Below are 13,413 nucleotides of genomic sequence, written 5' to 3' on the forward strand. Positions count from 1 at the left end.
TGCAGTGAGCCTGGAGATGGGCATCGTCCCGTCCGGGGCCGAGCTGAGCAGGGCGACCGTGGTCGCCCTGCTCAGCAGGCTGCTCGGCGATGATCCGGACCTTCACGAGGGTGTCGCGGCCGGCGAGTACGCCGAACCGGTCTGGGACGGCGAGCGCATCAGCACCCAGTGGTTCATCCACCCGGGCACGGTGGGGGTCAGCGAGCTCGTCGTCTCGATCTGGGACTCCTTCCCGCTTCGGCCCGCCGCAGGATTCCGGGCCGAGGTGACGCCGATCATCGAGGTTCTGCAGGAGTTGGCGCAGGCGACGGGTGGGCGGTTCATCGTCGAGGAGGGCGATGTCACCGGCCGGCCGCTGGCCGAGGTGCTCGACCTGATCTCCTCGGACGGGGACCGCGTCACACCGACCGGGATGGTCCTCGACGCCGTCACCGAATCTCCCGAGGACTACCTCCGGCGTTACCTGGCCGCCGGAGACGCACGGCTCGCCTGGCTGCGCGAGCAGACCGCCCGGACGGGCGGACCAGGACGGCTCGACCATTCCCGCGAAAGCCTCGTCCCGCTGTGGAGCTGGGCCATCGGCCGGCTCCGGCTCCGCCCCCCGGACGCGCCGCGGAAAAAGGTGGTGCTCGAGACCGGGGGCACCTTCCAGCGCCCGACGGGTGCCGTCCTGCCAATGTGGTACGGGCGCCGTCCGACTCTGGCTCCGGACCACTGGTCGGACGAGTCCCTCGAACTCATCGACGCGGTGGCGTTCTACACGATGGAGTGCGTGCGCCACGCCGTGCCGGAGCTGACCTGGCAGGTGGGACACAAGGACTACTGGGGCTACCACTTCGAGGGCCTGCCCGTGCTGACCGGTCGCAGCGTCGATCTGGAGCCGATCGACTCGCTGCTGCCGATAGCCGGGAAGGTGGCCTACCGGATGCTCACTCCGGAGGCCGACCCGGCGGATCCGCGCGCTCCCCGCGCCGAGGACCTGCGGGACTGGTACGACGCCGCCGTGGCGGAGCGCCGGTCAGCCAGCCGGTGAGCGGGCCGCCGGCCTAACCGGGCGGCGCGTCGGTGGGGAAGCGTTCGGTTCCCAGGACGGCGAGCAGCCGCAGCTTCTCGCACGCCTCGGTGCGCGGCGGAGCGGTGAGCACGAGCAGCGCCTGGGACTGGTCCTCGGTGAACAACGCCTGGCAGTCGAGCTCGATCGGGCCGAGCTCGGGGTGGATGAGGGTCTTGTGGTCCGCGAACCGCTTGGCGACCTCGTGCCGGTCCCACAGCTCGGCGAACTCCGTGCTCGCCTTCTGCAACGCCCGCACCAGCTCACCGGCCCGCGACCGCGGACCCATCGACCCGTAGGCGGCGCGCAGGTTCGCCACCTGGGCGCGGCTCTGCCGGTCGCGATCCTCCGCGGGGTAGCGCAGCCGTTCGGCCGGATCGGTGAACCAGCGGTAGATCTCACTGCGCGCGAGACCGGTGTACGCCGACCGGTCGCCGAAGAGCGCCTCCGCCATCCGGTTCTGCACCAGCGTCTCGCCGAGGTTGGACTTGATCAGTGCCGGGGTGTCGTGGAGGCGGTCCAGCACGCGCAGCAGGGCGGGCGCGACGTGTGTCGTGGCCGCGACGGGGGAGGGCGCGTTCCGCCCGGCCACCTGGAACAGGTAGTCCCGCTCGCTGCCCGTCAGCCGCAGCGCCCGGGCCAGCGACGCGAGCATCTGCTCGCTCGGCTGCGGGCCGCGCTGCTGCTCGAGGCGGGTGTAGTAGTCGGTCGACATGGCGGCCAGGGCGGCGACCTCCTCCCGCCGCAGGCCCGCCGCCCGACGGCGTACGCCGCCGGGAAGCCCGATGTCCTCAGGCCGCATCGACTCCCGCCGGCGGCGGAGGAAGGCGGCCAGCGCTGCACGGTCCACGGTCCCAGTATCCGTGGGCCGGGGACCGGAACCAGGGATCGCCGATCCCCCGACAGGCGCTCTCTGCCCCGCCCACCCGCCGGACGCCACTCTCGATCCCATGGACATCTCCGGTAACACCATCTTCATTCCCGGCTCCACGAGCGGCATCGGCCTCGCTCTCGCCCTCGCGCTGAAGGCCGAGGGGAACACGGTGATCGTCGGCGGCCGGCGGGACGATCTGCTGAAGCGGATCGCCGCGGAGCACCCCGGCCTCGACACCGTGCGGATCGACACGACGGACCCCGCGAGCGTCGAGACGGCGGCCCGGGAGGTGCTGGCGAGGCATCCCGATCTCAACGTCCTCGTCACGATGGCCGGGATCATGCGCGTGGAGGACTGGCGTCGGCCGCAGACCTTCCTCGCCTCGGCCGAGGCGGTCGTGACGACCAACCTGCTCGGCCCGATCCGGCTCATCGCCGCGTTCGTCGAGCACCTGCGGGCACAGCCGGACGCCACGATCGTCACCGTCTCCTCGGGGCTCGCGTTCGCGCCGCTCAAGGCCACGCCCAGCTACAACGCGTCGAAGGCCGGGATCCACATGCTCAGCGAGTCGATCCGGCTCCAGCTCGCCGACACGACCGTGAGGGTGGTGGAGCTCGAGCCGCCGGCGGTGCGTACGTCGCTGCTGCCCGGCCAGGAGAACAACGACGTCGCGATGCCACTCGAGGAGTTCGTGGCGGAGGCCGTCGAACTGCTCCGGACGCAGCCCGACGCGCGGGAGATCCAGGTCGAGCGGGTCAAGTTCCTGCGGTACGGCGAGGCGCGCGGCGACTACGACCGGGTCGTCGCGACACTCAACGCCGCCGACCCGCACGCACGGTAGGCCCTGGGTCGGCCGCTGAACGATCGAACTGTTCGGGGCCGCCGCCCGTACCAGTGTGCGGGAGGTGGACGCCATGCCCGCACGCCGGATCCTGGTCGCGGCGCTGGTCGCGGTGGCCGCCGTACCCCTCGCCGGCACACCGGCCTCGGCCCACGGCGCGCCGACCAGCCCGGTGAGCCGTGCGGCGGCCTGCGGGCCCGAGGGCGACCACGCGGGCAGCCCGGCCTGCCAGGCGGCGATCGCGGCCGGCGCCGCGCTGCGGGAGTGGGACAACATCCGGGTCTTCGGCGTCGACGGGAAGGACCGGGAGCGGATCCCGGACGGGGAGCTGTGCAGCGGTGGGCTGTCCGCGTACCGGGGACTGGACCTGGCCCGCGACGACTGGCCGGCGACGGAGCTGACCGCCGGCGCGCGGTTCACCTTCCGCTACCGGGGAACCATCCCGCACGAGGGGACGTTCCGGCTCTACCTCACCCGCGACGGGTACGACCCGTCGAAGCGGCTGCGCTGGGCCGACCTGGAGCGGGCGCCGTTCGTACGGGCGACCGACCCGCCGTTGCGCAACGGCGCGTACCGGTTCTCGGGGCGCCTACCGGCGCGGACCGGGCGGCACCTGATCTACACGGTGTGGCAGAACTCCGACTCCCGGGACACCTACTACTCCTGCTCCGACGTGATCTTCCGGAAGTCGGCCGGAAATTCCGCGCCGGCCGGGCCGGGCCGATCCCCGACGCCCTCCCCGGCCGGTCCGGTCGAGGAGGCGACCGCGCTGGGCGGCCCGGCAGCCGCCGCAGGCGGGGACGGTGGCGGTGCGCGTACCTCATCCGGAACCGCGACCGGCGGTGTGCCGGTGGCGGCGGTGTCCGACCTGGGCCTGGGGCGCTGGCCGCTGATCGGCGGCGCCGGCGTGGGCACGCTGCTGCTGGTCGTGATGGTCGCGGCGCGGCTGCGGCGGGCCGGCAGCGTGCCGGTCGGCCGGCCCTGCGAGGTGCGCAACCATCGGGCCGGTCGCCGACGGGAGTGGTGACAAGCCCTAGCCAGGGACCGGGTCTCGGCTTAACATGCACGCGCTTGGATTATTTCGGAACTTTACCGGAAGTTTTCTGGCGCCCCGCCGCCCCGATCGCGTGAGGACCCCCCCGATGCGCTCCTGGTACCCCCACCGAACACCACGCCGGTCGCGGACCCTGGCCGCGCTGTGCTCGGCCGCACTCATCGCGGCCATCGCCGCGGCACCGGCTCCGGCCGCCGCCGCGCAGACCGTCCTTTCCAACGACTTCGAGTCCGGCTCGTACGCCCCCTGGGGGCCGCGCGGCGACGTGACCCTGGCCGTCGCCGACGAGGGCCACGAGAGCGCGCACAGCCTCTCGGTCACCGACCGCACGGCCAACTGGCAGGGCCCGGCGACGAGCGCGACCGCCCTGTTCAAGCCCGGTACGCCGTACTCGGTCACCGCCTGGGTGAAGCTGCCGGCCGGCACCGAGGGCAGCGCTGGCGTGCACTTCACCGTCGAGGCGACCCCGGCCGACGGCGGCGACAACACCTACACCTGGATCGGCGGCAACGTCCCCACCACCGCGGACGGCTGGGTACGCATCGGCGGCGACTACACGCTGCCGGCCGGGGTCGGCTCGGCCACCCTCTACGTAGAGGCGGAGGGGAACACGCCGTTCCTCCTCGACGACGTTCTGATCACCGGGCCGGACGGCGGGCCGGGCGGGCCGGAGCCGGGCACCACCGTCATCGACACCGACTTCGAGGACGGGTTGGACGGCTGGGGCCCGCGGGACGGCGGCCCGGGTGCCCCGACCGTCCGGCTCACCGACGTCGCGCACGGCGGCGCGGCCGCCGCGCTGGTCACCGAGCGGGTCAACCAGGGCGCCGGCCTCGGTCGCGACGTGACCGGCCTGTTCGAGGCGGGCACGACCTACGAGTTCAACGGCTGGCTGCGGTTCGCCGAGGGCCAACCGGCCGACGAGATCTGGCTCAGCCTCGCCAGCACCACCGACGGCAGCCAGTCGTTCAGCACCCTCGCCCGGTTCGACACCGTGACCAACACCGGGTGGACCGAGGTGACCGCCCGCTTCACGATGCCGGCCGCGGACAGTGCGTTCCTCTACTTCGAGACCCGGTGGCAGGGCGCCGACGTGCCCGGCAACACCAGTGACTTCCTGGTCGACGACGTCGTCGTCCGGGTGCCCGAGCCGCCGGTCATCGAGGACCTCACCGGCATCCACGAGACCACCGGCTTCCCGGTCGGCGTGGCGATCGACAGCCGGGAGACGGTGGGCGCGGCCGCCCAGCTGCTGACCCGGCACTTCAACCAGATCACGGCCGAGAACCACATGAAGCCCGAGGCCTGGTACGACACCGACCGCAACTTCCGCCCGCACGAGCAGGCGCTGGCCCTGATGGACTTCGCCCGGGACAACGACCTGCGCCTCTACGGCCACGTGCTGGTCTGGCACAGCCAGACCCCGGCCTGGTTCTTCCAGGACGCGGCCGGCGAGCCGCTGACCACGTCCGCGGCCGACCAGCAGGTGCTGCGCGAGCGGCTGCGTACCCACATCTTCAACGTCGCCGAGTCGCTCAGTGAGCGGTACGGCCGGTTCGGCTCCGCCACCAACCCGCTCTACGCGTGGGACGTGGTGAACGAGGTGGTCAGCGACAGCGGCGAGCACGCCGACGGGCTGCGCCGCAGCGAGTGGTACCGGATCCTCGGTGAGAGCTTCATCGACCTCGCGTTCGAGTACGCGCACGAGGCGTTCAACGACGTCTACGCGGTCGCCGGAGCCGACCCGGTCACCCTGTTCATCAACGACTACAACACCGAGCAGAGCGGCAAGCAGGCCCGCTACCGGGCGCTCGTGCAACGGCTGCTCGCGCGCGGCGTGCCGATCGGCGGGGTGGGTCACCAGTTCCACGTCTCGCTGGCCATGCCGGTCGACAGCCTGGAGGCCGCGCTGGCGGCGTTCGCGGACCTCCCGGTGACGCAGGCCGTCACCGAGCTCGACGTCACCACCGGCGCCCCGGTCACCCAGGCGAAGCTCATCGAGCAGGGCTACTACTACCGGGACGCCTTCCGGATCTTCCGGGCGCACACCGACGACCTGTCCGCGGTGACGGTCTGGGGCCTGACCGACGGTCGCTCGTGGCGGTCGAGCAGCGGCGCGCCGCTGATCTTCGACGACAACCTGCGGGCCAAGCCGGCCTATCACGGCGCGGTGGACGGCGAGCTGCCCGCCCGGTTGCGGACGGCCAACGTCTTCGCCGGTGACGTGCCGATCACCACCACGGCCGCCACCACGGACCTGACCTGGCGCAAGCTTCCGCTGCACCCGGTGGAGGACAAGGCGAAGTTCCAGCTGCGCTGGGCGCCGGACCACCTGACCGCGTACGTCACGGTCACCGACGCCACCGTCTCCGACGACGACCGGGTCAGCTTCGTCCTGGGCGGCGAGACGTACCGGGTCTCCCGGGACGGCACCGGTGACGTGCCGGCCGTGGGGGCCGCCCGGGACGGCGGCTACCACCTGGTCGCCCACCTGCCGCTGACCGACGCCGCCCAGGGCGACACGCTCACCCTCGACGTGCAGGTCACCGACGGCGGTACCACGTCCGGCTGGAACAGCCCCGGTGCGGTCGGCACCCTAACCCTGGTCGAGGAGCTGTCCTACCTGGAGGTGCTCCAGACCGCCACCGCGCCGGTGATCGACGGCACGGTCGACGCCGCCTGGGCCGCCGCGGGTGTGGTGACGACGGCCAAGGAGGTCTCCGGCACCGACGGCGCGATCGCCGAGGTCCGTACCCTCTGGCGGGACCAGACGCTCTACGTGCTCGCCGAGGTCACCGACCCGGTGGTGGACGTCTCCGGCTCCGACCCGTGGACCCAGGACTCGGTCGAGATCTACGTCGACGCCGGCAACTTCAAGAACGGTTCCTACCGCTACGACGACACCCAGATCCGGATCAGCGCCGACAACGTCGTCTCGTTCGGCACCGGTGACGAGGCGTTCCAGGCCAACCGGCTGACCAGCGCGGCGGTGCGCACCGAGACGGGCTACACCGTCGAGGCGGCGATCAGCCTGCTCGAGTACGGCGGCCTGGACACGTTCCACGGTCTGGACTTCCAGGTCAACGACGCGTCGAACGGCACCCGTACGGCGATCCGCAACTGGGCCGAGCAGGAGGGCGCGGGCTACCAGAGCACCGCCCGGTGGGGCGTGGGCCGGCTGGTGCGGGGCTCCAACGTGGCGGTCGTGCTGACCACGTTCACCGAGTGGCAGTCCGGGAAGGGCGGCGGCTACTGCGCCACCATCACCGCCACCAACAAGGGCGACCAGCCGGTCGAGTGGAACGCCGTCGTCCGGCTCGACGGCGACATCTACACCGCGTGGAACTTCGAGCGGGAACGGCTGGCCGACGGCAGCTACCGGATCCGGGGCGTGGGCTGGAACCGGGTCCTGGCACCGGGAGCCAGCACGTTCAGCGTCGGCTACTGCGCCAACGTGTGACGTCCGGCGCGCCATGACCGGTGGCGGCCACCGCCGCATCGCGGGCGGTGGCCGCCACCGGCGCGGTCGCCGGACCGGACCGGTCGATGGCGTGGAGCCTCAGCCGAGGTGGCGGTCGATCTCGGCCAGTTCCTCGGCGGTGAAGTCGAGGTTGTCCAACGCGGCGATGTTGGCTTCGAGCTGCGGCACGCTGCTGGCGCCGATGATGAGGCTGGTCATCCGCGGGTCCCGCAGCGCCCAGGCGAGCGCGAGCTGGGCCAGCGACTGCCCGCGCCGTGCGGCGAGGTCGCCCAGCGCCCGGATGGTGGCCATCCGCTCCGCGTCGAGGTCGCTCTCGTTGAGGAAGACGCTGGTACGTACCCGCGAGTCCGCCGGGATGCCAGCCAGGTAGCGGTCGGTGAGCAGGCCCTGGGCCAGCGGGCTGTACGCGATGCAGCCGGCGCCGACCCGCTCCAGCGTGTCGAGCAGGCCGTCGGCCTCGGTCCAGCGGTTGAGCATCGAGTACGCCGGCTGGTTGATCAGCAGCGGCGTACCGAGGTCGCGGAGGATCGCGGCGGCCCGCTCGGTCTGCTCCGAGTCGTAGTTGGAGATGCCGACGTAGCGGGCCTTCCCGGAGCGGACGACGGCGTCGAGCGCGCCCATCGTCTCCTCCAGCGGGGTGTCCGGGTCGAACCGGTGCGAGTAGAAGATGTCCACGTAGTCCAGGCCGAGGCGGCGCAGCGACTGGTCCAGCGAGGAGATCAGGTACTTGCGGGAGCCCCACTCCCCGTACGGGCCGGGCCACATCAGGTAGCCGGCCTTGCTGGAGATGACCAGCTCGTCCCGGTACGGCTTGAGGTCGGTGGCGAGCATCCGGCCGAAGTTCTCCTCGGCGGCGCCCGGCGGTGGGCCGTAGTTGTTCGCCAGGTCGAAGTGCGTCACGCCGAGATCGAAGGCGCGCCGGACGATGTCGCGCTGCCGTTCGTACGGCCGGTCCGGGCCGAAGTTGTGCCAGAGGCCGAGCGAGATCGCGGGCAGCCGCAGCCCGCTGCGCCCGCTCCGCCGGTAGGTCATCGTCTGGTAGCGCTCATCGGCGGCGAGGTAGGTCACGATCATGAGCCTACTCGCGGCGGTCGGGCCGATCTCCCCGCCGCGGGGGAGTCGCGGCGGCCGGCGGCACCGGCAGAATGGGCCGGATGAGAGCCCCCGCGGTCCTCGCTCCGCTGGTGGCCGCCAGCACCTGGCGGCGTTCCCGGCCGCGATCCGCCGGCTCGCCGGCGCGTACGGCGGGCGGGGCACCGACCGGCTGCGGGCCGCCCGGCTCACCGACCGGGAGGCCGAGGTGCTGCGGCTGATGGCGACGGGACTGTCCAACCCGGAGATCGCCGAGCAGTTGGTGGTCGGGGTGGAGACGGTGAAGACGCACGTCGGGAACGTGCTGGCCAAGCTCGGGGTGCGGGACCGCACCCAGGCGGTGATCGCCGCGTACGAGTCGGGGTTCGTCATCCCCTCCGGGTGACCGGTTCCCCCGTGCGGGGGAGCCGGTTCACCCTCGGCCGGGAGGGTTCGCGGGGCGGTCCGGCCGAGGCTGGAGGCATGACGACGACCACCGTTCCCCGCCGTTCCCGGACGGCCGGCTGGCCCGACCGGCTCGCCCCGCTCGCCGCCGGCTGGCTCGGCCTCTGGGGCGTGCTCGCCCTCCTCGCCACCATCACCGGCGCCGGCTACCCGTTCGGCGCGAGCGAGTCGCGGCCCAGTGGGGCGAACCTGCTCCGGCTGCTCCCGGTCGAGGCGGGACCGCCGCTCTTCGCCGGTCTGCTGCTCACCGCGGCGGTCGCCGCGCTCGCCATGGGCACCGCCCGGCCGTCGCGTCCGCTGCGCGCGGCTCTGCTCGGGTACGGCTGGGCGGTTGCGTTCGTCCTGGCCGTGGTCGTGCCGGACAGCACCGTGCTGGCCACCCTCGGCTACGCGCCGATCCTGCTCGTCGGCGCACCGTTCGGCTGGCCGCCGGTGGACTACTCGGAGATCTTCACCTGGGCGCTGTTCGCCAAGTTCGCCGCCGTCGCGGGCGGCGGGCTGGTCGCCGGGGCGGCGCTCACCTTCGCGCGGCGTACCGCCGGGGCCTGCCTCGCCTGCGGCCGGGACGGCGCCGACCGGGCCTGGACCACCGCGGCGGCCGCGGCCCGCTGGGGTCGCTGGGCGGCGTGGACCGCCGCGGCCATCCCCTTCCTGTACGCGCTGACCCGGTACGCCTGGGTGGTCGGCATCCCGCTCGGCCTCGACCCGGAGTTCCTCGACGAGATGCACCGCACGGGACAGGTCTGGGCCGGCTTCGGGCTGGGCGCGTTCGCGACCGTCGGCTCGATCCTCACGCTCGGCCTGGTGCAGGGCTGGGGCGAGCGGTTCCCGCGCTGGCTGCCCGGGCTCGCCGGCCGGCCGGTGCCGGTGCAACTGGCCGTGGTGCCGGCGACCCTGGTGGCGGTGACGGTCACCGCCGCGACCCTCGGCCTGTTCAGCATCCCGGAGTTCTGGCGGCTCGGCGGCGGCTTCAGCGCGGCCTCCGCGCCGATGCTGCTGTGGCCGCTGTGGGGCCGGGCCCGCAGGTCGCGGGTGGGCTGGCCGCTGTCGGATCGGCCGGTCCGACCGCGTCGGCAGCCGGGCGCGCGCCCCGCTGCCGAGATAGCGTGGGTCGGGTGACTGCGCCTTCCCCGGTTATCCCGGTCCCGCCGGCCGACCTGCCCGGCACGCTCGGTGAGCTGCGCGCGGCCGGCCACCGGTACCGCACCGTCAAGCAGGAGCTCCGCGACAACCTCCTGGCCCGGATGGGTTCCGGCGCCGACCGCTTCCCCGGCGTCGTCGGGTACGCCGACACGGTGCTGCCCGAGGTCGAGCGGGCCCTGCTCGCCGGCCACGACCTGGTGCTGCTCGGCGAGCGGGGCCAGGGCAAGACGCGGCTGATCCGGTCGCTGGCCGGGCTCCTCGACGAGTGGACGCCGGTGATCGCCGGCTCGGTCCTCAACGAGCATCCGCTGCACCCGATCACCCCGGCCTCCCGGGCGCTCGTCGCCGAGGCCGGTGACGACCTTCCGGTGGGCTGGCTGCACCGTTCGATGCGGTACGGCGAGAAGCTGGCCACCCCGGACACCAGCGTCGGTGACCTGATCGGCGACGTCGACCCGATCCGGATCGCGGAGGGCCGTACCCTCGGCGACCCGGAGACCATCCACTTCGGCCTGGTACCCCGCACCAACCGGGGCATCTTCGCCGTCAACGAGCTGCCCGACCTGGCCGAGCGGATCCAGGTGGCGCTGCTCAACGTGCTGGAGGAGCGGGACATCCAGGTCCGCGGCTACCAGCTCCGGCTGCCGCTGGACCTGTTCCTCGTGGCCAGCGCCAACCCGGAGGACTACACCAACCGGGGCCGGATCATCACCCCGCTCAAGGACCGGTTCGGGGCCGAGATCCGGACGCACTACCCGCTCGACCTGGAGCTGGAGCTGGAGCTGATCCGGCAGGAGGCGGACCTGGTCGCGGAGGTGCCCGAGCACGTGCTGGAGGTGCTCGCCCGGTTCGCCCGCGCGGTGCGCGAGTCGCCCTCGGTCGACCCGCGCTCCGGGGTGTCCGCCCGGTTCGCGATCGCCGCCGCCGAGACGGTCGCCGCGGCGGCGCTGCGCCGTGCGGCGCTGCTGTCCGTGGGGGATTCCGAGGCGCCGGTGGCCCGGGTGGGTGACGCGGTGTCGGTGACGTCGACGCTGCGCGGCAAGGTGGAGTTCGAGAGCGGCGAGGAGGGGCGGGAGATCGAGATCCTCGCCCACCTGCTGCGGACCGCCACCGCGGAGACCTTCCGGGCCCGCCTGGCCGGGCTGGACCTGTCCGGTTTCCTCGCGCTGGTCGACGACGACCGGGTGATCGAGACCGGCGAGCTGGTCGGCTCGGCCGAGCTGCTGCGCCAGGTCGGCACCGTGCCGGGGCTGGCGAAGGCGCTCGACCGGCTCGGTCTGGGTGACGCGCCCAGTCCTGGGCAGGCGGCGGCCGGTGTCGAGTTCGTTCTCGAAGGGCTGCACCTGACCCGCCGGCTCGGCAAGGACGTCGCCGACTCCGGCCGGACCCGCTACGGCGGCCGAGGCTGACCGTGGCCGGCAACCGGTTCCGGTACGGCCAGTGGCGCGGCGGCCCCGACCCGCTTGCGCCCCCGTACGACGTGCGGGCCGCGGTCGACGAGGTCGGCGCCGAGGTGCTGGCCGGCGGCAGCCTGCGTGAGGCGCTGCGGAACCTGCTGCGGCGCGGGCCGCAGGGGCGGGGTGGCCTCGACGACCTGTCCGCGCGGGCCCGCCGGCTGCGCCGCGAGGCGCTGCGCCGGGGCGACCTGGACGGAGCGGTGACCCGGGCGCGGGCCCTGCTGGACCAGGCGCTCGCCGCCGAGCGGGACGAGCTGCGCGGTCGCGACGACGAGCACGCCCGGTTCGCCGAGGCGGTGCTGGACAACCTGCCCCGGTCGACCGCCCGGGCCGTCGAGGAGCTCTCCGGGTACGAGTGGGCCAGCGCCGAGGCCCGGGCCACGTACCAGCGGATCCTCGACGGGCTGCGCGACGACGTGCTCGGTCAGCGCTTCGCCGGGCTGCGGGACGCGGTGCGGGCGTCCGCCGACCCGGCCGCGCAGCAGCGGCTGGCCGAGCTGATGCGGGACCTCAACGACCTGCTGGCCCGGCACGCCCGGGCCGAGGACACCACCGACGCGTTCGCCGAGTTCATGCGCCGGCACGGCGAGTTCTTCCCGGAGCAGCCGAAGGACACCGACGAGCTGGTCGACGTGCTGGCCCGCCGGGCGGCCGCCGGGCAGCGCCTGATGAACTCGCTGTCCGAGCGGCAGCGCGAGGAGCTGGCCGGCCTGATGCGCCAGTCGCTGGGCGACCGGCTGGCCGGCGAGCTGGCCGCGCTCGACGCGAACCTCCGCGCGCTCCGGCCGGACCTGCGCTGGGGGCGCGGCGAGCGGGTCCGGGGCGACCAACCCCTGGGGTACGCGGACGCGGCCGGCGCGCTCGGCGAGATCGCCGAGCTGGACGACCTGTTGGACGCCCTCGAGCAGGAGCACCCGGGCGCCACCCTGGACGACGTCGACGTCGACGCGGTGTCCCGGACGCTCGGGCGGGACGCCGCCGACGACGTGCGCCGGCTGCGTGAGTTGGAGCGGGAGCTGCGCCGGCAGGGCTGGGTGAGCCGCGACGCGGAGGGGTTGACGCTCAGCCCGAAGGCGCTGCGCCGGCTCGGCGGTGCCGCGTTGCGGCGGGTCTTCGCGGATCTCACCGCGGGCCCGCGCGGCCAGCACGACCTGCGCTCCGCGGGCGCCGCCGGCGAGGTGAGCGGGGGTTCCCGCCGGTGGGAGTACGGCGACGAGCAGCCGCTGGACGTGGTGCGCACGCTGACCCGGGCGGTACGCCGGAGCGGCGGCGGTGTGCCGGTGCAGCTCGCCGTCGAGGACTTCGAGGTGGTGGAGACCGAGCGGCGGGCGTCGGCGGCGGTGGCGCTGTGCGTGGACCTGTCGTACTCGATGATCTCGCAGGGCCGGTGGGGCCCGATGAAGCAGACGGCGCTGGCGCTGGCGCACCTGATGGCCACCCGGTTCCCGCAGGACGCCCTGCAGATCGTGGGGTTCGGCCGGGCGGCGGTGCCGCTGACCCAGCAGGAGTTGGCGGCCGTCGAGCCGGACCTCCAGCAGGGCACGAACCTCCAGCACGCGCTGCGGCTGGCCGGCCGGCACCTGCGGCGGCACCCGGACGCCGAGCCGGTGGTGCTGGTGGTGACCGACGGCGAGCCGACGGCCCACCTGGACCCGGACGACGGGGAAGCGCTGTTCCACTGGCCGCCCCTGCCGGAGACGGTGGAGGCCACGATCCGGGAGGTCGACCGGCTCACCCGGTACGGTGCGACGCTCAACCTGTTCCTGCTCGGCGACGACCCGGGCCTGCGGCGCTTCATGGACGCCGTCGCCCGCCGCTCGAAGGGCCGCCTGTTCACCCCGGACACCGACGACCTGGGCGAGTACGTCGTCTCCGACTACCTCCGCACCCGCCAGTCCCGCCGCCGCTGACCACGCGCGTCGATCATGGAGTCGTGGTGGTGGACAAGAGCCGCCCATCTGGGTGAACCGGGCACC

At 73.5% G+C, this 13,413-nt stretch carries 9 protein-coding genes and 1 pseudogene; 8 read left to right on the forward strand and 2 right to left on the reverse strand.

What is annotated here, in order from left to right; genetic code table 11:
• Nucleotides 1-4 precede the first annotated feature (4 nt).
• Nucleotides 5-1,033, forward strand: coding sequence for a hypothetical protein (locus EV376_RS09825; protein ID WP_130321923.1), 1,029 nt, complete (start codon nucleotides 5-7; stop codon nucleotides 1,031-1,033).
• A 13-nt stretch (nucleotides 1,034-1,046) separates the two neighbouring features.
• Here the strand turns inward: EV376_RS09825 and EV376_RS09830 are convergent, their stop codons facing one another.
• Nucleotides 1,047-1,901, reverse strand: coding sequence for an MmyB family transcriptional regulator (locus EV376_RS09830; RefSeq protein WP_130321925.1), 855 nt, complete (start codon nucleotides 1,899-1,901; stop codon nucleotides 1,047-1,049).
• A gap of 100 nt (nucleotides 1,902-2,001) precedes the next feature.
• Between EV376_RS09830 and EV376_RS09835 the strand changes: the two genes are divergently transcribed.
• From EV376_RS09835 to EV376_RS09845, 3 genes are all read left to right on the forward strand, one after another.
• On the forward strand, nucleotides 2,002-2,766 hold the full coding sequence (locus EV376_RS09835; protein WP_130321927.1) for an SDR family NAD(P)-dependent oxidoreductase: 765 nt from the start codon (nucleotides 2,002-2,004) through the stop codon (nucleotides 2,764-2,766).
• A 73-nt stretch (nucleotides 2,767-2,839) separates the two neighbouring features.
• The gene (locus tag EV376_RS09840) at nucleotides 2,840-3,793 is read left to right on the forward strand and encodes a lytic polysaccharide monooxygenase (protein WP_130321929.1); all 954 of its coding nucleotides are present in this window, start codon (nucleotides 2,840-2,842) and stop codon (nucleotides 3,791-3,793) included.
• A 115-nt stretch (nucleotides 3,794-3,908) separates the two neighbouring features.
• Nucleotides 3,909-7,280, forward strand: coding sequence for an endo-1,4-beta-xylanase (locus EV376_RS09845; RefSeq protein WP_165437971.1), 3,372 nt, complete (start codon nucleotides 3,909-3,911; stop codon nucleotides 7,278-7,280).
• Nucleotides 7,281-7,379: 99 nt separating this feature from the next.
• On the opposite strand, the gene mgrA is transcribed toward EV376_RS09845, so the two are convergent.
• Complete coding sequence (gene mgrA / locus EV376_RS09850) at nucleotides 7,380-8,375, reverse strand: L-glyceraldehyde 3-phosphate reductase (RefSeq protein WP_130321933.1); 996 nt, start codon at nucleotides 8,373-8,375, stop codon at nucleotides 7,380-7,382.
• Nucleotides 8,376-8,508: 133 nt separating this feature from the next.
• Between mgrA and EV376_RS09855 the strand changes: the two are divergent.
• The 4 genes and pseudogenes from EV376_RS09855 to EV376_RS09870 all read left to right on the forward strand — a co-directional run.
• Nucleotides 8,509-8,778 (forward strand): annotated as a pseudogene (locus EV376_RS09855) (response regulator transcription factor); the annotation flags it as partial.
• A gap of 77 nt (nucleotides 8,779-8,855) precedes the next feature.
• Nucleotides 8,856-9,956: a hypothetical protein gene (locus tag EV376_RS09860; RefSeq protein WP_486482570.1), complete on the forward strand. Its 1,101-nt coding sequence runs from the start codon at nucleotides 8,856-8,858 to the stop codon at nucleotides 9,954-9,956.
• Nucleotides 9,944-11,389, forward strand: a complete 1,446-nt coding sequence (locus EV376_RS09865; RefSeq protein WP_130321937.1) for a magnesium chelatase ATPase subunit I — start codon at nucleotides 9,944-9,946, stop codon at nucleotides 11,387-11,389. Before EV376_RS09860 ends, EV376_RS09865 begins: the two co-directional genes overlap by 13 nt.
• 2 nt (nucleotides 11,390-11,391) lie before the next feature.
• Nucleotides 11,392-13,347: a VWA domain-containing protein gene (locus EV376_RS09870; RefSeq protein ID WP_130321939.1), complete on the forward strand. Its 1,956-nt coding sequence runs from the start codon at nucleotides 11,392-11,394 to the stop codon at nucleotides 13,345-13,347.
• The last annotated feature ends 66 nt before the right edge of the window (nucleotides 13,348-13,413 follow it).

The sequence above is a fragment of the Micromonospora sp. CNZ295 genome (genome assembly GCF_004217535.1).

Coding starts and splice junctions, on each gene's coding strand:
- EV376_RS09860 (WP_486482570.1), top strand. CDS start 8,856: ATGACGACGACCACCGTTCCCCGCCGTTCCCGGACGGCCGGCTGGCCC.
- EV376_RS09840 (WP_130321929.1), top strand. CDS start 2,840: ATGCCCGCACGCCGGATCCTGGTCGCGGCGCTGGTCGCGGTGGCCGCC.
- EV376_RS09835 (WP_130321927.1), top strand. CDS start 2,002: ATGGACATCTCCGGTAACACCATCTTCATTCCCGGCTCCACGAGCGGC.
- EV376_RS09845 (WP_165437971.1), top strand. CDS start 3,909: ATGCGCTCCTGGTACCCCCACCGAACACCACGCCGGTCGCGGACCCTG.
- mgrA (WP_130321933.1), bottom strand. CDS start 8,375: ATGATCGTGACCTACCTCGCCGCCGATGAGCGCTACCAGACGATGACC.